General features: G+C 42.1%; 21 protein-coding genes. 12 read left to right on the top strand and 9 right to left on the bottom strand.

The annotated features are described in order from the left end of the window. The first annotated feature begins 480 nt into the window (after nucleotides 1-480). The gene (locus AC1MBV_RS08200; protein ID WP_370646159.1) at nucleotides 481-732 is read left to right on the top strand and encodes a transposase; all 252 of its coding nucleotides are present in this window, start codon (nucleotides 481-483) and stop codon (nucleotides 730-732) included. Nucleotides 733-1083: 351 nt separating this feature from the next. On the opposite strand, the gene AC1MBV_RS08195 is transcribed toward AC1MBV_RS08200, so the two are convergent. After that, complete coding sequence (locus tag AC1MBV_RS08195) at nucleotides 1084-2442, bottom strand: IS1182 family transposase (RefSeq protein ID WP_480948087.1); 1359 nt, start codon at nucleotides 2440-2442, stop codon at nucleotides 1084-1086. A gap of 306 nt (nucleotides 2443-2748) precedes the next feature. Here AC1MBV_RS08195 and AC1MBV_RS08190 point away from each other — a divergent pair, with 306 nt between their 5' ends. The 4 genes from AC1MBV_RS08190 (at nucleotide 2749) to AC1MBV_RS08175 (ending at nucleotide 5914) form a co-directional block, all read left to right on the top strand. After that, nucleotides 2749-3267: a matrixin family metalloprotease gene (locus AC1MBV_RS08190; protein WP_480948086.1), complete on the top strand. Its 519-nt coding sequence runs from the start codon at nucleotides 2749-2751 to the stop codon at nucleotides 3265-3267. Between the two features lie 89 nt (nucleotides 3268-3356). Continuing rightward, entirely contained in the window at nucleotides 3357-4007 is a 651-nt protein-coding gene (locus tag AC1MBV_RS08185) for a hypothetical protein (protein WP_480948085.1), read from the top strand. Between the two features lie 306 nt (nucleotides 4008-4313). Next, entirely contained in the window at nucleotides 4314-5096 is a 783-nt protein-coding gene (locus AC1MBV_RS08180) for an alpha/beta fold hydrolase (protein ID WP_480948084.1), read from the top strand. Between the two features lie 470 nt (nucleotides 5097-5566). After that, entirely contained in the window at nucleotides 5567-5914 is a 348-nt protein-coding gene (locus AC1MBV_RS08175) for a VOC family protein (protein ID WP_480948083.1), read from the top strand. A gap of 154 nt (nucleotides 5915-6068) precedes the next feature. Here AC1MBV_RS08175 and AC1MBV_RS08170 read toward each other — a convergent pair whose 3' ends face one another. From AC1MBV_RS08170 to AC1MBV_RS08160, 3 genes are all read right to left on the bottom strand, one after another. Further along, a complete protein-coding gene (locus tag AC1MBV_RS08170) occupies nucleotides 6069-6401 on the bottom strand; it encodes a YciI family protein (protein ID WP_480948082.1) in 333 nt (110 codons plus the stop codon). 101 nt (nucleotides 6402-6502) lie between these two features. Then, complete coding sequence (gene queG, locus AC1MBV_RS08165) at nucleotides 6503-7669, bottom strand: tRNA epoxyqueuosine(34) reductase QueG (RefSeq protein ID WP_480948081.1); 1167 nt, start codon at nucleotides 7667-7669, stop codon at nucleotides 6503-6505. A 960-nt stretch (nucleotides 7670-8629) separates the two neighbouring features. After that, a complete protein-coding gene (locus tag AC1MBV_RS08160; protein WP_480948080.1) occupies nucleotides 8630-9880 on the bottom strand; it encodes a hypothetical protein in 1251 nt (416 codons plus the stop codon). A gap of 202 nt (nucleotides 9881-10082) precedes the next feature. Between AC1MBV_RS08160 and AC1MBV_RS08155 the strand changes: the two genes are divergently transcribed. After that, nucleotides 10083-11201, top strand: a complete 1119-nt coding sequence (locus tag AC1MBV_RS08155; RefSeq protein ID WP_480948079.1) for a murein hydrolase activator EnvC family protein — start codon at nucleotides 10083-10085, stop codon at nucleotides 11199-11201. Nucleotides 11202-11345: 144 nt separating this feature from the next. Next, nucleotides 11346-11717: an iron chaperone gene (locus AC1MBV_RS08150; protein ID WP_480948078.1), complete on the top strand. Its 372-nt coding sequence runs from the start codon at nucleotides 11346-11348 to the stop codon at nucleotides 11715-11717. Nucleotides 11718-11782: 65 nt separating this feature from the next. On the opposite strand, the gene AC1MBV_RS08145 is transcribed toward AC1MBV_RS08150, so the two are convergent. Then, nucleotides 11783-12022: a DUF1653 domain-containing protein gene (locus tag AC1MBV_RS08145; protein WP_480948077.1), complete on the bottom strand. Its 240-nt coding sequence runs from the start codon at nucleotides 12020-12022 to the stop codon at nucleotides 11783-11785. An 87-nt stretch (nucleotides 12023-12109) separates the two neighbouring features. Next, on the bottom strand, nucleotides 12110-12802 hold the full coding sequence (locus AC1MBV_RS08140; protein WP_480948076.1) for a tyrosine-protein phosphatase: 693 nt from the start codon (nucleotides 12800-12802) through the stop codon (nucleotides 12110-12112). Between the two features lie 274 nt (nucleotides 12803-13076). Here AC1MBV_RS08140 and AC1MBV_RS08135 point away from each other — a divergent pair, with 274 nt between their 5' ends. Continuing rightward, nucleotides 13077-13592: a YagU family protein gene (locus AC1MBV_RS08135; RefSeq protein ID WP_255749519.1), complete on the top strand. Its 516-nt coding sequence runs from the start codon at nucleotides 13077-13079 to the stop codon at nucleotides 13590-13592. A 68-nt stretch (nucleotides 13593-13660) separates the two neighbouring features. Further along, the gene (locus AC1MBV_RS08130; protein ID WP_255749518.1) at nucleotides 13661-14980 is read left to right on the top strand and encodes an MFS transporter; all 1320 of its coding nucleotides are present in this window, start codon (nucleotides 13661-13663) and stop codon (nucleotides 14978-14980) included. 73 nt (nucleotides 14981-15053) lie between these two features. Here the strand turns inward: AC1MBV_RS08130 and AC1MBV_RS08125 are convergent, their stop codons facing one another. Continuing rightward, nucleotides 15054-15650 carry a hypothetical protein gene (locus AC1MBV_RS08125; RefSeq protein WP_255749517.1) on the bottom strand — a complete coding sequence of 199 codons (597 nt, stop codon included), beginning with the start codon at nucleotides 15648-15650 and terminating at the stop codon, nucleotides 15054-15056. A gap of 297 nt (nucleotides 15651-15947) precedes the next feature. Here AC1MBV_RS08125 and AC1MBV_RS08120 point away from each other — a divergent pair, with 297 nt between their 5' ends. Then, a complete protein-coding gene (locus AC1MBV_RS08120; protein ID WP_480948075.1) occupies nucleotides 15948-16580 on the top strand; it encodes a hypothetical protein in 633 nt (210 codons plus the stop codon). 71 nt (nucleotides 16581-16651) lie between these two features. Here the strand turns inward: AC1MBV_RS08120 and AC1MBV_RS08115 are convergent, their stop codons facing one another. After that, nucleotides 16652-17524, bottom strand: coding sequence for an SDR family oxidoreductase (locus AC1MBV_RS08115; protein ID WP_480948074.1), 873 nt, complete (start codon nucleotides 17522-17524; stop codon nucleotides 16652-16654). A gap of 272 nt (nucleotides 17525-17796) precedes the next feature. Here AC1MBV_RS08115 and AC1MBV_RS08110 point away from each other — a divergent pair, with 272 nt between their 5' ends. Further along, entirely contained in the window at nucleotides 17797-18735 is a 939-nt protein-coding gene (locus AC1MBV_RS08110; protein ID WP_480948073.1) for a WD40/YVTN/BNR-like repeat-containing protein, read from the top strand. Then, complete coding sequence (locus AC1MBV_RS08105) at nucleotides 18716-19579, top strand: hypothetical protein (RefSeq protein ID WP_480948072.1); 864 nt, start codon at nucleotides 18716-18718, stop codon at nucleotides 19577-19579. The genes AC1MBV_RS08110 and AC1MBV_RS08105 overlap by 20 nt, the downstream gene beginning before the upstream one ends. Nucleotides 19580-19734: 155 nt before the next feature. On the opposite strand, the gene AC1MBV_RS08100 is transcribed toward AC1MBV_RS08105, so the two are convergent. After that, a complete protein-coding gene (locus AC1MBV_RS08100; RefSeq protein WP_480948071.1) occupies nucleotides 19735-20484 on the bottom strand; it encodes an SDR family oxidoreductase in 750 nt (249 codons plus the stop codon). Between the last annotated feature and the right edge of the window lie 146 nt (nucleotides 20485-20630).

Below are 20630 nucleotides of genomic sequence, written 5' to 3'. Positions count from 1 at the left end.
TCTTTTCTCTCACTTTAAGGCTTGAATCCTAAGTAGGGGATGGATCAGTCGCTTGTTGTGTCTGTGAAGCTCTAAGGCTTGCTGTCCGTTTATGCGGAGATTGCTTAGGCTACTTTTATATATCACAAAGTTATCGTATGATTTAATTTTTCACATACCAAAAAAAAATCATTTTGTCGACAAATTACGACAGATTTTTTTTTTTGAATAATATAAAATGTTTCTAAGCATTAACATTACTTTTTTATTGACCACAATAAAAAAGGTCCACAATGTAATAATGCCTAAAAAACCGTCCAAACATGCCTAGAAGTTCAAAAATCTCTTAGACTCATAAATGAAGTGTAGAGAATACGTTGGGGGGTGTTATGGCAAAAAAGCTAAAATGAACTATTTCCAGAATCATTTCTAGTCAATCTTCCTGTGAATTCTACTTGATTCAGAACAAATGATCCGATAGCTTTACCTGCCCTGTCTGCGATGTGCACACTTTTTATCAGGCCAACTGAGGGAGGCAAACGTAGACGGGGAACCAAAAAGGCTACGTTGGTCGTTGGGCTGATCCTCAATACCAAAGGTCATCCGCAATACGCCAAAATACAAAGAGTTCCCAATGTCCAAGGCAAAACGCTCAGAGTACTGACAGAAAAAACACTGAAATCTGACACGATGATCCATACGGACGGTTTTAGTTCCTACCAGGTCTTGTCGGGGAGGTGGGGAGAGGTTTAGGTTTAGGGGATTAAATTTGCTCCCAAAAGTAATCGGGATCATCTCCATTGGTTGCACAACATGATATCCAATGCCAGAGCAATTATGAGGGAACCTACCATGGTCTAGACAAGAAACAAATTTAGGCCCATCGCGATGAGTTCAGTTACCTATTTAATCGTCGACACTTTGAAGATGAACTTTTCCATCACCTACTTTCTAACTGCGTAACCACATTAACGGTCACCTATCATGAGCTAGCGGGATAATCAGAATTGATTATTACCTGAATCAATTTCATAATTGCTCTTTGTAAAAAAGCAGAGACCTGCAGAATTTCTAACTTGCTATTTTTTTTTAGTTTCTTTTTGGTTATGCAGCTTGGTATTCTTGATTTAATAAAGCATTGATGCGGTCTGCGGCTAGTTTTGATGCATTGTAAACTAGTGTAACGAGATCGAAATGTACTTTTGCTCGCTTTCCGGTTCGGTAGCGAACATTGTTGAGCTGAAAGAATTCCTTCAAATAGGCATTCACCCGTTCGACAGCGGTTCTGCGTTTAAAAATATTTTTCCATGTTTTGGATCCTCGGGCAGGCGCTGTGTATCTTCGAAGATCTGTTGTTATTTTCACTTTATACACTTTTTGGCAGATGCCTTCATGGGCTAGCGGACAGTCCGGGCATTCTTTTGGTTGCGTATATTTTAATGTTTCATACTTGACATCGTAGCTGTCATAACGATAAGAATGTTCTCTGAAACAGGTAAGCGCGAAGTGCTTATCGAAACCTTCTGGTTTTGATTCGTTTCGTTTGTTGTACGCGATCACAGATTGATGACCCATGCGGTAAATCTGTTGATAGATCGCTTCGAAATCGTAACCGGCATCCATGGTTTCATAGCGTAAAGCGGGCAACGATAAACGTTCTTGAATTCCTTTAAGCAATGGAATGGCTGCTTTTCCATCATTAAGATTGCCCGAGGAGAACAACGACTGCACGATATATTGACTGGTTGTGCCCACAGCTAAATGGCCCTTATAGCCAAACCAAAACACATGCTTGCCTTCACTGTTCTTTTTAATGCCCCACTTCGGTTCCTTCGGAACTTGCGCACGCAGTTCTGAAAGAGGAGCGTCCAGTTGAGCCTCAATTTTCTTTTCAAAAAGGGGCAGATTCGCTTCTTTTTTGGCTTGTTCAGCGAGCCACTCTTCACGCTCTTCTTTGGATTTTCTGCCCCGTTTTTTCGGCTCTTTGTCCGGATTTTCTTCCTTTGGCGGTGCCTGATCACGGGCTTCAAAGTGTGTGGCATCAATGGCAATGGTGTCATCCTTGATGAATCCTTCGGCAATAGCCTGGATCATGACTTGTTCCTGAACGTCTTCCAAGATCTTTGATTCCTCCAGTTTGGTAATCAACCGGGAATAGGAAGCTTCGGAAGGGGTAGGATCGGAAACAAGAAAGCCACAGTTTAGTTTAAAAGCAATGTCTTCATTGAGCCGTTTGACAAGGTCTTTGATCGTTGGAATGCGTTCAACAATCCGAATAAAAACGGAAATAATCATGGCTGAGTAGTTTAAATCTTCAGGTGCTCCAAGATGCGTTTTTTTGCTTACTGCATGGTAGATTTTATCCAAATTCAAAGCTGAAATAATGGCGTCATAGCGATGGGTAGGTTCCATTTCAAATAATTCCTGGACGCCAAATAAACTCATTTGTCGTATAATGGTCACAGGGAGTATCCCTCCGGTCTTTTTTGGTTTTCTACTCAATTACCATTATACAAGACTTGGGGAGGTACTTCCCTTTTTGTGTTTTGAAACCCTTGGGGCACAAGGGCTGAGAAATATGAAATTCATTCACCTATTAATGTTCATTGTTATATCGAAATTTTCCAAGGGGTTGTTAAGAAAAGTCAGAGTTTCAAACTCAATATCAAGTATTCATACAAAACCTATAACAGCAAGATTTTCCATCGAATAGTACATTTTTATTATTCAATTATTTAACTTAATTAAACCTAAAGGAAGGGTTGTTACATGAAAAAAATTCGCCAATTAATCTCCGCACTAATAATTCTCGTTGGGCTCACATTCTTCTTTTCTTTATCATTTCCTGAGGAAACTTATGCTGCCTCATCTAGCATACAGAATTGGAGTTTAATCGACAGTGGACTTCATATGGACTGGGGTGGATCTACTTCATATTTGAGTTATTTTAAAAGCGGAGTCAACACATGGAATAATTATATAGGTAACAAAATCAGACATGATACAGATTGGACTATTAAAGATGTGACGTTATCCGATATATATATAGTAAATGGCACTAATGCAACCACATACCAATATGGAGAATTGAAGTTTAATAAATATAATATGGATCAATTATCAGGAACAAGAAAACAAAATGTCGCAACGCATGAATTAGGTCATACGTTGGGTCTTGCACATAATACATCCAAAGATATTATGTATAAATACGATACTACAAGAACCAGTCTAAGTGCAAATGATAAAGCATCTTATGATCGGTATTTTTATGTAATTACTCATTAAATTAAATCACGGAGAGAATATTGAGCAGTACTTGAGCTGAACAGGGATGACTATTAACTTCAAAACTAATAATACGAGGAGGATTATTTATGAAGAAATACAATTACGCAATTCTTCTTATCTTTATACTTGTTTTAACGGGCTGCTCAGATAAATATACATTTAAGGATGGAAGATCATTCCCTGTTAAACGTGTAGAAGGCTCTTTTATCATTAATCCAGATAATGAACGAGCACTTGTTGGTTATGCTGATTACGTATTTGTTGGCTATGTAAACGAGCAATTAGATACGGACTTTAAGAATCCTGTTGAAACAGAAACTAAGGACGGTGGAACAAAGACCGTTGCAGATCCATTTACAAATTATAAAGTAACTGTGATCCAAAATTTAAAAGGTGAGCTTATCACAAACCAAGAAATTCCTATTGTAAAAGAAGGTGGATTAACTCAAGATAAAAAGAATGTTCAGCTCTATGAAAACGACACACTTCCTGTGGAAGGGAATTATTATACATTTATCGGATATGCACAACCGGACGGTTCAATATTAATATCGGGACCAAATTCGAATAAAGAACTAACAAAAATTAATAGTCTTCCTTCTGTAAAGACATCCTCGCTCATAAATAAAGTGAAGGCAGATGATCAAGTACTCAAAATTAAGAAAGCTGTTGACAATCAAATTACAAAAGACAGAAAACGATTTACCTCTAAATATGAATCAAATAAAAAGAAATAGTTTGTTTAACATCAATGATTGATCTGAAAATTGAAAAAGAAAATTTTTATCTATGATATTGAAAATTACAATGCCGATCTAATGATTTTTGATTACTATGCGAAAAGGGTGAAGTGATCTGATGCAGATCTCTCACTCTTTTTGTATGCCTTTAATGAATACTGTCACAATTGGATTGATATTAGGCAAGCATAATCCTTTTTTCGTTATAAAGGTGAATTTATAATTGTAATAAAAATTATTACAAATTTTATAAAAATGATTCTTACAAGTTAACTCACTACATAAACGAAAGGAATGATGAAGTTGGCAGTATTATCCACCGACAAAACCACCCAGATTTGTTATGAAGAAAAGGGAATTGGGAATCCGCCTATTTTATTAATACACGGTGTAACAAGTAGCCGCTTTACATTTGAGTATGAATTTGAGTGGATGAGTCAAGAACATTTAGTCATACGTTATGATTTACGGGGACATGGTGACTCATCCAAGCCTGAAAGGTATACACTTGACGATCATATCCATGACGGAATTGAGCTCATCACCCGATTGGGTCTCCGGAATGTCATACTTCTGGGCGAGTCTCTGGGAAGCTACATCGCACAAGGGATTGCAATTAAACGACCTGATTTGTTATCAAAGCTGATCCTTGTTGTCCCGGCATCACATGGTGAAGGTTCATCCTATGGCAAATTACAAAAGGAACACGCCAATGAATTAGTTGGCAAAACAAGCGAAGAAGCATTTAAGATTTTATCTAAATATATCATTCATACACCATCAAGATTTGATCCAATCGTAGAGCAGACGTTAAACTATGATCATCTGACTCCTGCTCAAAAACAAGCGGCGACGAAATCAATCACGAAATTTGATTTCCGAGAAGAACTCACAAAAATAAAACTGCCCACACTTGTAATTAGTGGAAAGTTCGATATTTTGAATCCGCCTGACTTGGGAAAAGAAGCTTCTGATCTAATTCCAAATGCACAAATCATTGAATTTGACCATGAAGGTCATTTGCTAAGACTGGAAAATCCTGAACATTTTAAAAAGGTCATAAGTAAATTTTTAAATGTAAGTTAAACAAATCAATGTAACAAAATTCACGACCCATAACATTCTGTTTAACCACCGACAATCATGTGCACATGCATTGACTGAGATGTTTACCAATTGAAAGTGTTCCAAAAGATCACGCCATAAAGTATATTTAATGTAACTTGTGGCGTGTTTTGTATTTCCACTGATCAGAGGTCAGAAGGCTGAACATAAAAGCTCATGGACTAAAATTGAGTGTACCAAGTCTATGGGCGAAAGTACACAGAATCAATAGAGAAGAGGGATTTCTGGGTGTGATCGAAAAAATAGTATGGTGGATCCAATACATAATTAATTTTCTATTTATGCTATATTTATCCAGGTATATTTCAAACGCATTTTATTCAACGCCAGGATCCTTCCTAATTAGTATTTTTCTAATTGTCGTTTGCATTATTTTGGCATATCTTTTAACCATGAGGTTTAAAAACAACAGTTGATAGGAGCTTAAAAAGATGATAAAAGGTGTCGGAGGAATATTTTGGAGAACTAAGAATCTTGAAGTCGTAAAAAAATGGTACAGTGACGTATTGAAGATTGAAATAGAAAATTGGAATGGGACTATGATTAAACCTCAATTAGGAAATGAAACGATTTTTTCTTTTTTTACCGAGAATGACCGTTATTTTCCAACGGAACAGCAAGTCATGTTGAATTTCCAAGTAGATAATCTAGACGAGATGATTAAGCACCTTGAAGACATTGGTGTGCCCCTTGCAAAGAAAAAAGAGACTAGTGAATTTGGAACGTTTATTTGGATTGAAGATCCAGATGGTCGACTGGTTGAACTTTGGGAGAAATAGGACGATTTGCTTATACGGCATTAAAGCCAGGGCGAAACAGACCGACATGTGCATCTGTAGCTGAACTTAATGAAAAACGATTACTATCGATATGAGTACCGTGCTCACTACTGAGAATGATGTCGGTATTTGATGCAAATAGTAGATGAAATGACTAATCGATGAATGGCAAATCAGACTGCATCAGTGCGATGTGGTAAGGATAGAGTTCAGCAGTCATGATTCCTGTTGCAACGGCCGGATCGGATTGCATCAGCATTTGCGCCTCTTCGAACGAAGAAGTTTGTAAGATGACAATGCCAAATGTCTTTTCATCCAGGCCTTCTGTTTTTCCCGCAAGAATGAGCACTCTTTTATTCAGCAATTCTTGTAATCTTGAAAAATGTCGTTCAACCGCATCATTTTCCCGCTTTGTCCAATTTGCTTCATTTAATAAAGAAGGAATTAAACGTAACACATAGATATATTGTTTTCGCTTATCCAGCATCGATGATTACCCCTTACGTTTGTTTTTTGCGGTGGATGATTGCAAATGTTCCCTGTGCGAACGGAATGCATTGTGAATGGGTTCCATCATTGTCTTGATGATTAACTACAATTATCCTTTTCATTATCGAGTTTTTCCTTAATCCACTGACAAATTTTCTCGTCCTCTTCTTTCACGAGAAGTTTTTTTAGTGATTCAATAATTTGCGCATGCATATCGGGCTCAAATCGGTCCCACATTTGCTGCAGTGCCCAGGTAACTGTGCGGCGGATGACGGGACGCGGGTCTTCCTGCAATAGGCGGAGGAGCTCCGGTGCGGCGTCAACTTCTTTATAATTGCCGAGTGCCACAATCGCATTGCGCTGGATCGGCTTCTTTCCCCGCCAGGAACCGGACAATTCCCCGAATATTTCTTTAAAATCACGATTGGACAGCGACAGCAACGGTGCAAGAAGCGGACGGGCAAGTTCCGGATCCGCCTCCATTTCCTCATGAAAATGACTGTCCACATCCCGATTGTACGGACAGACCTGTTGACAGGTGTCGCAGCCATAGAGCCTGTTACCAATCGCTTTTTTGTATTCTTCCGGAAGCTCCTGTTTTGTCTGGGTGAGAAAGGCGATGCATTTCTGGCTGTTGAGCTGTCCGCCTTGAACCAGTGCTCCGGTTGGGCAGTGGTCGATACAAATCGTGCAGTCACCGCACAGGTCGGTCGCCGGCTTGTCCGGAGGAAACGGGATGTTGGTCAGCATCTCGCCAAGATAAACATAAGACCCGAATTCTTTCGTAATCAGATTGGTACTTTTCCCCACCCAGCCGATGCCGGCACGTTCAGCCACGGCCCGATCAGACAGTTCTCCGGTGTCGACCATGCTTTTGCACGTGGCTCCGGGAATTGTGTCAACCAGAAATTCGCAAAGCTTCTGCATGCGGTCACGAAGAATCGCATGGTAGTCCTGTCCCCAAGAGACCCGGGCAAAGGCGCCGCGACGATGACCTTTCGTGTTTGCCGGACGCTCGGCCACTCGTTTCGGATAGGCCATGGCGATCGAGACGATCGACTGCACACCGTCCATGAGCAGAGTCGGCTCGGTTCTTTTTTCGATATCCTTCTCTTCGAATCCGGACTGATAACCGAGTTCTCGCTGCCGATAGAGCCGTGCCTTGAGCTCGGTGAACGGATCAGCTGTCGTGAAGCCGATCTTGTCCACACCTATTTTCTTGCTATATGTGATCAGCTGTTCTTTCAGCCTTTGAAAATCCGTCATTTCTGATAAATCCTTTCATTTCCTGCTGATAAAAGTTTCGCAAGTCGTGCCATGTTTATGAATTGGCACTGAAAATCGTATGATTGATTTTCGAGCTGCTGATCTCATGATAACGTGATTGACTGATGCCCGCAAATTATTGCTGAAGGCCTTTATATTTATTTAGTAGACCAGCTGAGAAAAACCGGCGATTCATTACCGGGATAAATCAGCGTCTAGGGTCTCCGTTCTTTGATTGGCAGCTGTTTTATCATCATGTTTTTTTCAATTTAAGGGATCAAAAAGCAGAACAGGTCACGGGATGACAATGAATCACACAAAACGTAGATGTATATCCATAGTATTTAATGATTAGACTGTGTTATTAGGTAGTAGACTATGCAGTATGTTCTTGTGCTTCACATTTTCAATAGTAGACTTTATAATAGGATTAAAGGTATATAACGCTTAGGATATATAGTTGCTTTGATCTAGTAGATTAAGCATATGGATTTTGCGTCTACATTTGGTTATTCATGTATATAATAAAAACGGCAGTTACCTGTGCGCTTACACAGATAACTGCCTAGGCTTTAGAAGCTGCTTTAAGAGCAGCGCATCACTTTATAGCTGAATATCTCAAAGGATAACCGCTTTCTAGTTTGCCGACCAGAGCGGTTATTTCTTTTCCCTTGAGATATAACTGAGCAAAGCAATAATGAATGTGCCGCCCATAAAGAGCAGCGCAATCATGCTAATTATTACTCCAATTATATCCATTGGTTGAAGAATGCCTCCTTCCGTTCTCTGTCGTCTACAGGAGACCCTACGAGTAACAGGGTGAGACACACCGCTCTTTAAGCCGTTCTATTACCTTGTTTATTATTTTAGCATAATCCGAATTAGTTCAGATAGCCTAATGAATGAATGGTTGAAGGCAGCCACCAATAAGAAAATCTGCTTCTAATTTAACAGCAAAATTCATACCGATTTTGCAATCGGATCAAGGATGCTGATGTCCGTACCGAATTTGCACATGGCGTCACAGTCGCATTGCAAATCGGAAAATAAAAGATAAGACATGACGGACTTTAAGGAGTGTTCTTTAATGAATGATGGACGCATTAATTGCGCTTTGATTTCTTTTTCACGTTTGTTGGGAGCGACAAGAAATAGTCTGCATACTTGATCAACAGACAGCGACAAATCATAAAGCCGGAGAATGCCTGAATAAATGGAGGTACTCTTTTCCACTTCAAATCCGCTGACAATCTCACCATTCTGATTCAGCCAGAGTACGTCAATCAGGGATATGGTATCAAAAACGCTTTTGCTTAGATTCGAGAGCGGCAAGGCGGGAAGCGAGTATTCGCCGAGTTTTTTACCGTTATATTCTCGCTTATGGTCGTTTTGTGCAATCCACACGTGATAACCCAGCGAGTGTCCCAATCGTGCTAAATGGTACTGCATTTCACTGTGCGCATTTTCCTCAATTTGGTCATCAAGGACTTGATGATGTCTTTTTTTCAATACTTTTAAACGCTTTTCGTTTTCCGCATCCAGAATCTGGTCGCTATTTTCGGGCAGGATAAGCCGGCCTGTGCCAATCTCAAACAGTAAACCGGCAAAAGCGCCTAAGTCTTTGGACAAGCGAGATTGTGGATTTGTCGCCAAAATGTCCTCTCTCATTTCAAGATAGGCCATCCAAGACCCAAGCTTCAGCTTCTTATGGAACAATGTATTGTACCCGCGAACAATCGCCGTATTGAAAGGCGGAAACAGGGTGGGGTGAAGGAAGTAAATAATAGTGGCAACTGCCGGGCCAAGGCCCTTAATCTTTAATTGGTCAAGTTTCACGATCTCGTCAAAAATCTGTTCAGCATTGTTGGCATGCAAACATGCATTAAGAAATCTTCCGAAAGCCAGTTGGTTTTCCGGGTTCTCATAAATATCGGGAATGCGCAGTTTTGGTTTCCAGTAAAACGGATGTGCCGCACCTTCAAAAACTTGTTTTTGCTCCGATATCGCCGTAACAACGGTTTCCAAACTCGATCCCTTGAAATCATTGCCAAAGCTGCGTGCTTCAATTTCACTGATGACTTTTTTTAGCCCCTTTTTGATGGTGCGGAATGCTTTGAGGCGATCTTCATTATTAATAAACCAAGTATGGTAGACTGATTCCTGATCGTTTATGTATACCTCGGTGAGCTTATCTAATTCTTCACGAGCCAACGCGTTTACCCCCATCAATCGCTATGAGTCTATTATAGCCTAAAGGTGTCCATGAGAAGGGCGCTTTTTTTGTAACTAGATTGTTATCGAATCATGTCTTATTGTGTCATATTAGGTTGTTATGATGTGAACATAGAATTTTGCTGAGGGTATCCGCCTGAAGCGATACAAACAGAGAAAAGTACTAGAGGGGAAAGGGATCATGAATCGGAAACACATACATACAGCAATAGCACTGGGGCTGATGTTTTCTTTAGTCATGGGCTTCGTCGGCGTTATGGACGTACATGCACAATCGGATCAGCTTTCTGAGAATCAACAGCAACAAGATGTGGTTATTAAGCAGCTCAAGGCCTCGGATCATCAAGTGAAGAAGATTAAGACGGCGGTGGCAGACAAGCAGGAAATACTAGCAGAAAGTCGTGAAAAATCGAAGTGGATGAAGGAAGAGATTAAACGACTGAACAAGCAGATCGACAGCAGGGACAAATTATTGAAAAAGCGGGTTCGAACCATGTATCTCAATCAAGGATCCGCAAACTATCTTGATGTTCTGCTTGGTTCAGAGAGTTTTGGAAATTTCATAGATCGAGTGTTTGCGTTAAAAACAATTTCGGAAAACGATCAAAACATGCTCAATGATCAAAAGCAAGACAAGGCAAACCGGGCCGCAAATCAACAGGCGCTTATTGATGAACAAAGTCAGTTAAAGAACGGCTTGGCAGAATTAAAGGATCTGGAGACCGAGCTTCTTAAAAAGGAAGAGGATCAACGCAGTCAACTCGCGTTATTGAAAAAAGAAGCATCGAAAATAAAAGAAAAAGAAATGGATAAGAATGAAGAAACAGAAGTTGCGGAAGCACAAACGCGTGCACTAAGCAGTCAATCCGCCGACCTTGAGAATCTGTCTGACAGTAAAGCGGATTTTATAAAACCGGCTCAGGGCTATATTTCCTCCGGATTTGGTCAACGTTCCTTTGACAACAGTTTTCACCCCGGAATTGATATCGCGAGTAGTGAGGGGACACCGGTAATGGCCGCTGCGGACGGCGTTGTTTTTAGAGCGTATCATTCGTCCAGTTACGGGAATACAGTCATGATCTCGCATAAGATTAATGGTCACTTATTCACCACCGTATACGCCCACCTTAACAGTTACCATGTTTCTGCAGGCGACCGAGTGAGTAAAGGTCAGGATATCGGCGGAATGGGCAATACAGGTGAATCCTTTGGCTCACATCTGCACTTCGAATTGTATGACGGACAATGGAATCCGCCGCCGCATAACGGTGCCGTCGATCCGATGAAGTTTATTAAGTGAAAAATTTGGGAAAACGAGAGGAATTTTTTCATTCCTCCCTTTTTTCGTTACTCAAAGGAAATAGACGTGGAAATCAGTGATTTAATGGTAATGGTTTGAGGATCTTTTTTCATGGGTATAATTTATACTCTAGGAGGGAATAGCATGGACGTTTTCGCAGACTTTTTAGCACGTATTGATAATCTTCAGCATCGAGATCGGACGGAAGAAGTTTTAGGCTGGGTTGTTGAAAAATTCCCCCATTTAGTTCCGGTTATTAAATGGAATCAGCCAATGTTTACTGATCACGGTACATTTATTATTGGTTTCAGCACATCCAAAAAACATTTGGCTGTTTCGCCGGAACTTGCAGGGATTGAACACTTTTCTGCTGACATTGTGCAGGCTGGTTATGATCATACCAAGATGTTAATGCGCTTTCCTTGGGATCAGCCGATTGATTACACATTACTTGAGAAAATGATCGCATTTAATATTGCCGACAAAGCAGACTGTTCAACTTTTTGGCGGAAATAAAAATAGGATGAGCGAACGGAACCCAAATAAATTCACTTTTTTAAGTCCAATATCAGGGGATGTTTTTAAAGACTCTTTTCTGAGTGATATAATTCAAAACGATAAACTTGTCCCGTTGGATTTTCTTTGCCTTCTACTTCAGATAGAAACATTGCTTTAGGTCTGACCCAAAGTTTGTTTTCCCCATAGAGCGCTTGATAAACAACCATTTCTTTTTGCGTTTCCGAATCCAGTGCAACGTCAATTACGTAATAAAAATTGCCTTTGAAATGGCGGTATAGCGAACGCGGATGAACATTTCTCATAAAATAGTTTCCCTTCTTGTTTCGTCAATTGCGACCTATTTAATCTTGGTGCTCTCCAGATTGTAACTTATCTGATTCGCCGAATCATCAGAGGAGCTTATTTCTCAGCAAAGTGAGTTCATCCGGATGCAGTCCGACTTTCTGAAGATAGTCTTGGATATTGCCGTAGGTCTTGAAAAAATGATCCAGGGCCACTTCCATATATTCCATATCGGATCGGCCAGTGAAATCAGGAAGTTCCGGATGTTCATGCAGCAATTCACGTATTCTGAGCCGCAAATAAGTATAGGAGACTTGGTAGTCAGCCAGAATGTCGCTGATGCCGACGCCGGCAATAAGCAAAAGCAACGCAGCTACTACACCTGTGCGGTCTTTGCCGACATAGCAGTGGATAAAAATTGAACCCTCTTGCCGAGCGATAATGCTGAGAATCCGCTTGATTGCCGGAAGATCATCGATCATTTCCGCGTACAGCAGGGGAACTTCTGCCTTAGAGGCTGGATTGCGATTGCCAAATGCAAACGGGCAATGAAAGTAATCAAAATCAGCAGATTGTTCGAAGGCACTTGGTAATTTTTCTGTTTCCGGTTTGGAACGGAAATCGAGTGCTGCTGTAACACCTAATTTCTTCAATAATGCAAGATCTTCTCGGGTTAATGCTTGCGGTGCATCGCTGCGGATGATTCTTCCAAATGCTGTCGTTCTGCCGTCAAGGGTTGGATAACCACCTAAATCTCGTGTGTTGACCGTGCTGGAAAGAGTAATTCTTCGTGTTGGCATGAGTGCACCTCACTGATTCATTTCATAAATTGAAGTCTGCATTCCGTGCTCATTATAGCATGGAGAGAAAATGGGCAGGTATGTTGTTGAGATTAATAGGGCCTTTGTTGGAAGCAACTGTAACTTAATAAAATGTAGGGTACAATTGCATTTGTGCACTCACATCCATAGCAAATGAATAACCCAAAAGCATAATGCACCACTTAAATGAAAGAATTGATTATACTAGTTGGTAGACTAACAATAAGTAAGCAACAGAGAAGGAGCTGGAGACATGGCTTTAAAAAAGAAACAGTCCTCCAAATTAAATGCAGCCATAAAAGCAGGAGTTGTCGCCGGGCTCATTTCCGGACTCGTCAAATTTGGCTGGGAAAACGTTCTGCCGCCGCGGACTCCAAAACGTGACGCAACGAATCCGCCTCAGAAATTACTGCAGCAAATGGGTGTTCCTGAATCAGCCACACACGCTGCATATCGATATTCAGAACAAGATATGCCATGGGTCAGTTATTTAGTCCACTTCGGTTTTTCCACGTCATTTGCCGTACTTTATCAGGTGCTTGCTCAATATGAACCGAAAATCAAAGCAGGCGGAGGATCGGTATTTGGTCTCACCGTCTGGGCAGCTTTTCACCTGGGTATTATGCCGGCAATGAAAACCGTACCGTCAGCGAAGGAGCAGCCGACGGAGGAACATATTTCCGAAGCGTTGGGACACATCGTCTGGATGTGGACTAATGACGTTATAGGCGATGAAGTTTACCATCGGCTGACCAAGCACATACAATGAAATGAAACGGCACCAAGTGGCGCTGACCATTTGGTGCCTTCTTGTTTTCTTTGGAAAGAAGATGGCTTATGAAACGAAAATGGCAAACGGCCTGGCCGGAACGCATCAGCTATGGATTAAGCGATGCGGCCGACAATCTGGTCTTTCAAATGTTAACCACGTACCTGTTGTTCTTTTATACCGATGTTTATGGATTAAATCCAGGGGCGGTAGCGATTTTGTTCATCGTTGCCCGGATTGCCGATGTTGTGGAAAGCTTTATTATTGGGGTGATGATCGACCATACGCATTCTCGCTGGGGCAAAAGCCGACCGTTCTTTCTTTGGTACGCTCTGCCTTATGTCATTTTTGCCGTTTTGACTTTTATGACGCCTGATTTCTCGCAGTCAGGTAAACTTGTATGGGCCTACGTAACCTATCTGGGATTAGGCTTCTTTTATACGGCGGTCAATCTGCCGATTACGTCCATTTTGCCTGCTTTGTCAGAAAATGAGCAGGAATTGACACTGCTTGGGGTCATTCGACAATTTTTCGGCAGCTCGGTCCAAATTATTATTGCGGTTTTCACATTGCCGCTCGTTGCCTTCTTTGGACGCGGCGATCAGCAAAAGGGCTTCCTGCTGACCATCTGTGTGTTTGGGTTGATTTCGTTATTGTTGATTCTCAATACATTTTTCAACGTGCATGAGCGGATCAGCAAGCCTGACGTAGCACATCAGCCGTTTAAGGTAGTGATGCGCATGCTCCGCAAAAATCGGCCATGGCTAATCATTTCCGCGGTGATTTTCCTTTACTGGCTTGTTACTGCATTGAAAAATCAGACCACGATCTACTATTTCAAATATACCTTGGGTCGCGAAGACTTAGTCCCGCTGGCAAACAGCTTTACGTTGGCGGCCCTGATTGGAGTTATACTGATTATACGATTGGCCAAACAGCATGGTAAGAAGCAGACGATGCTGTCCGGAATCGTTACTGCTTTTATCGGTCAGGTCATTTTGACTGTCGGGGTTTATGCGCATTCTCTGGCAACTCTGTTTGCCGGAACGTTTATTAATTCTGTCGGGCACGGAATCATCATCGGTCTTGTTTCCATTATGATTGCCGACACGATTCGATACGGTACGGCTATGGGTGTCCAGGCTGAAGGTATTCTGGCTTCTACCGATGATTTCGGGGTCAATATGGGACTCGGAATCGGCGGCATGATTACTGCAGGACTGTTCCATCTGTCCGGTTATGTTTCCAATCATGCGCAAAACGCGGCGACGTTGTCGATGATCAATGTGAACTACGTTTGGATTCCGCTCGTGCTCTACGTCATTATGTTTCTAACCTTGCAGGCCTATGACCAGCAGCAAATCACTGATGCTGTGGCTGATAGGTAACAGCTTCACGGTTCCACAATCAGATATCAAGCAACAGAACGGCTCGCAATGTGTTGGGCGGTTCTGTTTTTTATTAATGGGCAAATACCTTCTTCGCATTATTCAATAGAAGGAACACTTGGGCGGCAGCAGATATCATGCAAAAAAAGAGTACGACAAATAGTATCGTTCCTGTTGTTCCGTTTAGATTGGGTTCCAGTGATTCCTTTGCGACGAAAAGAGCGGTCGTGTTGAAAATCACGGTTACGATTTGGTATGAGAAGAAGAATTGGTAGGTCCACGTTGATTTGGAAGCGAGTTCGGTATTTCCAACACGCCGGGCTTCTTGTTCAATGCCCTTGCACAAATGATAAATACTGAATGCAAGCAGGACGGTTGTAACGATAAAATAAATATAGGAAAACAGCCTGCCGCTTAGTTGTGCGTTGTCAATGACGCCATCTAGAACCGCGGAATGATGGATAAAGAGATCGATCGCTGATAAAATGATGAGCAGCAGACTTGACCATTTTACATTCATGAACCGATCATTATGAAAATGGGATAATAAGTTACGCGTTCCGTAAAAGATAAAGGCGTAGCCAATGACATCAGGCAGAATATCAATCGTGCTAATATTGAAACGGAAGAAGACAAAAATGCATCCTATGATTATTTGGTTAAATCCCACGAAATAGCTCCCCAATCACATTCGATTTTTAATGCAATGCTTGGTATTATTATACTAAACATCAGCTATCCTTGAAGGGAGAGTTACCTGATTAATAAGAAAATATTAATAGGTTGTACTGCTGTTACCGTCTTACTGCTTATCTATACGTGCTATACCTACCTAGATCAACTTGTTCAATCCTCCATTATTGTAAATCCAGAAACATTGCAGACAAAGCACCAAGCGTTGCGCTCAGAAAATCAGAGTACCACGGATTTGAAAAAAATCGGGTTCTCAGACTTTGCGGTTGCAAATATGTCCGATGCAGAACAGCAGCGGCTCGAACAGTTAAAAGGTAAAGTTGTCGCTCATTCAATGGCCTATCTGAAGGTTACCTCAAGTGATGTACAGAAGCTGTCAAAAAAGAAGTATGCTCAGGCGTTGTCTCAAGCGACTCATTCGAAATTGCCACAGCGAGTAAAATTCGTACGCATCAGTTTGGATCTCATCTCTGAAGGACAACGAAAATTCGCATTTGTAGGGAGCGAGCGGATTGACTATAGTCCCGCAACCATGAAGCCGACATCGATCTCAATACAGTACCGGCAGGAATTTCAGCAAATATCGAGCGATGCCGTGCAGACATGGGCCGGTGTGTCGGCATTTAATCCTCAACATCTTTCCATTGGCAGCCGATCCTACAAACCATCTGCTTTGTCTGACAATCAATCTACGGACTTCATGGAAGACAGTTCAGATTCACATACATCCCATTCTTATCTTGTTCATTGGAAGCAGGCTGGACTATTTCACGATATAGTTGGGCTGGATTTTTCGCATGTGACCGAATTTGAAGTACCTAAAGATACCCAGCGAGTAGATGTTTATATTCAGATTAACCAGCCTCATGTGTCGGATCAATTAACGTATGAATTTCAGAATTCCTAAGACGATGGCATTTTTCAAATGAAACAGCCGACCTTTCTGTATTCAGGAAGGCCGGCTGTTATGAGTACACATTATTTTGTCTGTGAACTTTCTTGAACGAGTTTTGCGATGGCTTCTTTAATTGGTGCGAGCGGACGTCCGAGAAGCTTTTCAAAATCATTGCTTGATACTTCAAGACTGCCTTCACGGATATCCTTTTGAATACCTTCAAGCATCGGTAAAAGAAATTCGGGCGCGCCGGCTTGTTTCATGAGCTTCGTGTAGGTGCTGTCATCGACGTGCTCCACTGAAATTTTCTTGCCGAGCACTTCGCCAACAGCGGATGCAAGCTCTTCTTGAGTCCTTAGTTTGCCGGACAGTTCATAGATTGTGTTTTCATGGCCGCTGCCGGCGAGTACTGCTGCGGCAGCATCGGCATAATCTTGCTGCAAGGCCCAGCCTACCTTGCCGTTGCCCGCGGAGGTTACCCATGGCGCGCCTGCCATTACACCCTGAATTGACGAGAGCTCATTTTCTAAATACCAGTTGTTGCGCAGGAAGGAGTACGGAATGCCGGTTTTTAAAATGGCCTGTTCCGTTGCCTGATGGGTCGGTGCCAGTGCGTTGGAGCTTTTCTGAGCATTAGCAATGCTTGTGTAAGCGATAAATTTTACACCTGCACGTTCAGCGGCAGCTACGGCATTCGTATGCTGCCGAATGCGTGTTTCCGTGTCGTCGGTTGTAGAAATGATCAATAACCGATCAATGCCTGCAAAAGCATGATCCAAGCTTTCCGGTTGATCGAAGTCTCCGTAGCGGACGTCCACACCTTGAGCCTGAAGATCGGCTGCTTTTTCCGGATTACGTACGCTGACAGCAATTTGATTTGCCGGGACATTCTTCAAGAGTGTCGTAACAACCTTTGAGCCAAGCTTTCCGGTGGCACCGGTAACTAATAGTTTCATAGAAAATACCTCCAAATTTAATAAGATTCATCTGTAACTTATATTGTTACAACCGATGCGTAATAAATAGTATTTTATAAAATTACTTGTTTCATTTGATGTAATCATTTTAGTTACAACTCGAAGCAATGTCAACAAAAATGCATCGTAAAAAAATTGACAATCGTTGGGTGGCCGTTAATAAGGACATGAATTGTAAACGAAGAGATCCTTTGGTATTGTTGAAGAAAATCCTCGGAGTTCTCCACAAATGAACAGAAGGAGTCTTTTCTTTGAAAACGATCTTAATTAGTGTGTGCGGGTTCATGATCATCGCTCTGATCATGACACTATTTAATTATGAAAATCTGATCCGCTTCATACCGACCCGCAGTCACAGTCAGGTCACTGGCGCGCAGGGAAGGCCTAAGCAACCGCAATCTGAGCTGCTGCGTCCTGTCACGAATGACGCGATAAGCTACACGTTACAGAAAAATGCGTTGAACATAACATACGACCATGGGAAGAACTGGGTCAAGGTTCCTGTTGAACAAGATCAATTATTCGCCGGAGAATACAACGGAAACAAGCAGGAATTGATTGACGGCAGTTATATGCTGACTGAACATCGGGCAGCATTCTTGCATTCAGACGGTGCGAATACGGAAAATAAAAGCGTTGTACTCACTTACTCCCTTGATCACGGAAAAACATGGCAGAATGCTACTGTGACGACTTCCTTTACCGCCCTGCGCTTTAGAAAAGTAGGGTTTATCAATGAACACTTCGGCTATGTCATTTTATCCGGCGATCGAACGATGTCTCAGGAAGCCTCAAGAGTCTTTTTAACACAGGACGGGGGCCACAGCTGGAAGGAGACTGCATCTACGGGAGTTACACAGTTGATTTCGGACGGCGGCTTTGTCAATGAATCTACCGGCTTCCTGTCTTTTGGAACGATTAATCCTGAAAATCCGGAGCTTTATGTGACGGAGGACGGGGGAAAGTCCTGGTCGAAAGCGGTGTTTACAATTCCCGAAAAATATCTCAAGATCTTTGTTACGGCGGAAATTCCAACAATAGAAGGGAACCACTTGGCCGTTTTCGTGAACCAAGGCCCAAATGGCGATTATGAAGGAGGAAAAGTGAAAGGAAAATTCATTTCAAAGGATAAAGGTAGAACATGGGTCTTTTCTGAGGAGGTGCAGCCGGATGAAAGTCAACAGGAATAAATGGACGACGGTCTTGGGCTGGTGCTCATTATTGCTCGCCTGCAATTTTTTTTGTTTGCAGATTGGCTATTTACTCACACATCGTTTTTTTCAAGTGGAGTATATTGACAATCAACTCTTCTTCATCGTCAACAGCCTGTGTTTATTTTTCATTACACTGTCCCTTTTATTTTTACTTGTATTCACGCGAAGAATGATATGGATTCTTGCCGGAGGGGTCATTCTTGTTCTCGTTGTAAATGGGATTCTGCTTGTTGAAAGCAGCAGGGAAGTTAACAACATAACCAGCATATCACCGGATTGGAAGCATGTGTTTGTTGTTAAAGAAAATCCGGCGACCGGCGTGGCCATTTATTATCGGAGCTACTATGGAATTTTTTGTCGGCCAAAGCAGGTCATTCCCTATAGAGCGGATGACCGGTATAAAGTTAAATGGTTGGCGAACGATGTTGCCGCTCTGACGTATACGGATGCAAATGATAAGGTTCAGCAGTTCATCGGTACGTACGGTGATCGCGGAGGAGGCAGATCTTACTATTATGTGGGTGCGGAAATTCATGGAAAATGGCAGGATGGGGACGTATTGGTGATCAGCAACACAAAAGGCATTTCAGTTACTGAAGCTGGAACGACCGAATTATTTGAATGGAACAGTATCGTTCAATATGGGACACTGGCTGTTGTGCTGAAGAGAGATGATCAAGCCGTGTGGACGCTGTCACTAGACGAAGATTTTGTGGTTCATTCGGACGCTTCTGAACCGACCACCGGAACCATCCGTTTGTATCGTGCCACGATGGGAAACAATCAACCACTAACCCTGCACAATGTGCCGTTAAATTAGTTTTGGTGAAAAATTACATAAAGAGCAGGAAGTCTTTTCATGAAAAAAGGACTTGCTGTGAAACGATTATTTCAGGCAAGTCCTAAATCACTTTTAGTGAACCTTTGTGGATGGTCAGCGCTAATGGTGCTACTTATCTTCGAAGTGTCATTTAATCAGTTTCTCTGCGCGGTCGGACGTATGATGACTTCATTAATCGACACATCATCGGGCTGACTGATCGCGTAAGCAACGGCATTGGCAATTGCTTCCGGCTTAATGCCGTTGAATTTTTCCTTATCCTCGACTTGTTTCTTAAGTTCCGGATCGGTAATTGTGGTAGGAAGCTCCGTTTGAACTGCGCCGGGTGAAACGTCGGTGACACGAATACCGCTGTATGGGGATTCCTCCAGACGCAGGCCCTCGGCAATCGCTCGGACGGCAAATTTGGTACCACTGTAAACGGCCCAGCCACCTGGATTGACAGCGAAACCGGCAACTGAGTCGGTATTGATGATATGTCCTGACTTTTGACGACGCATGATTGGAAGTGCAGCCGCAATACCATAAAGGACGCCTTTGATGTTAACATCGACCATGCGCTCCCATTCATCAACCTTCAAATCGCGAAGCGGGGACAGCGGCATTAAGCCTGCGTTGTTGTAGAGCACATCAATTCGGCCATATTTTTCAACGGCAAGATTGATCAGTGATTGAACCTCTTCTTTATTTGCTACATCTGTTTTTTGAAAACAGGCGTCGCCGCCATTGCCGATGATTTCAGAAACTAACGCTTCAAGCTTTTCCGTTCGGCGCGCACCGAGAACGAGCTTGGCACCTTCGTTGGCAAGCTTTCGAGCAGTGGCTTCGCCGATACCGCTTGAAGCACCGGTAATGACAACAACCTTATCTTTAATCTGTTCCATTTGTTTGACAGCCTCCAGTTTTCATGTGTTTAGTGACAGAGCATTGATTACTAACAATTATGATTTTTATGAACCGGGGTGTACAGAATCAATTTTGGAAAAGTTGTGGTATCAGGGAGTGAGGATGCTACAGTTTTCTTGATTTA

Source organism: Sporolactobacillus sp. PKPK-6 (genome assembly GCF_056678885.1).
The sequence above is the reverse complement of the archived record's forward strand: the minus strand, read 5'-3'. Positions and strand labels throughout refer to the sequence as shown.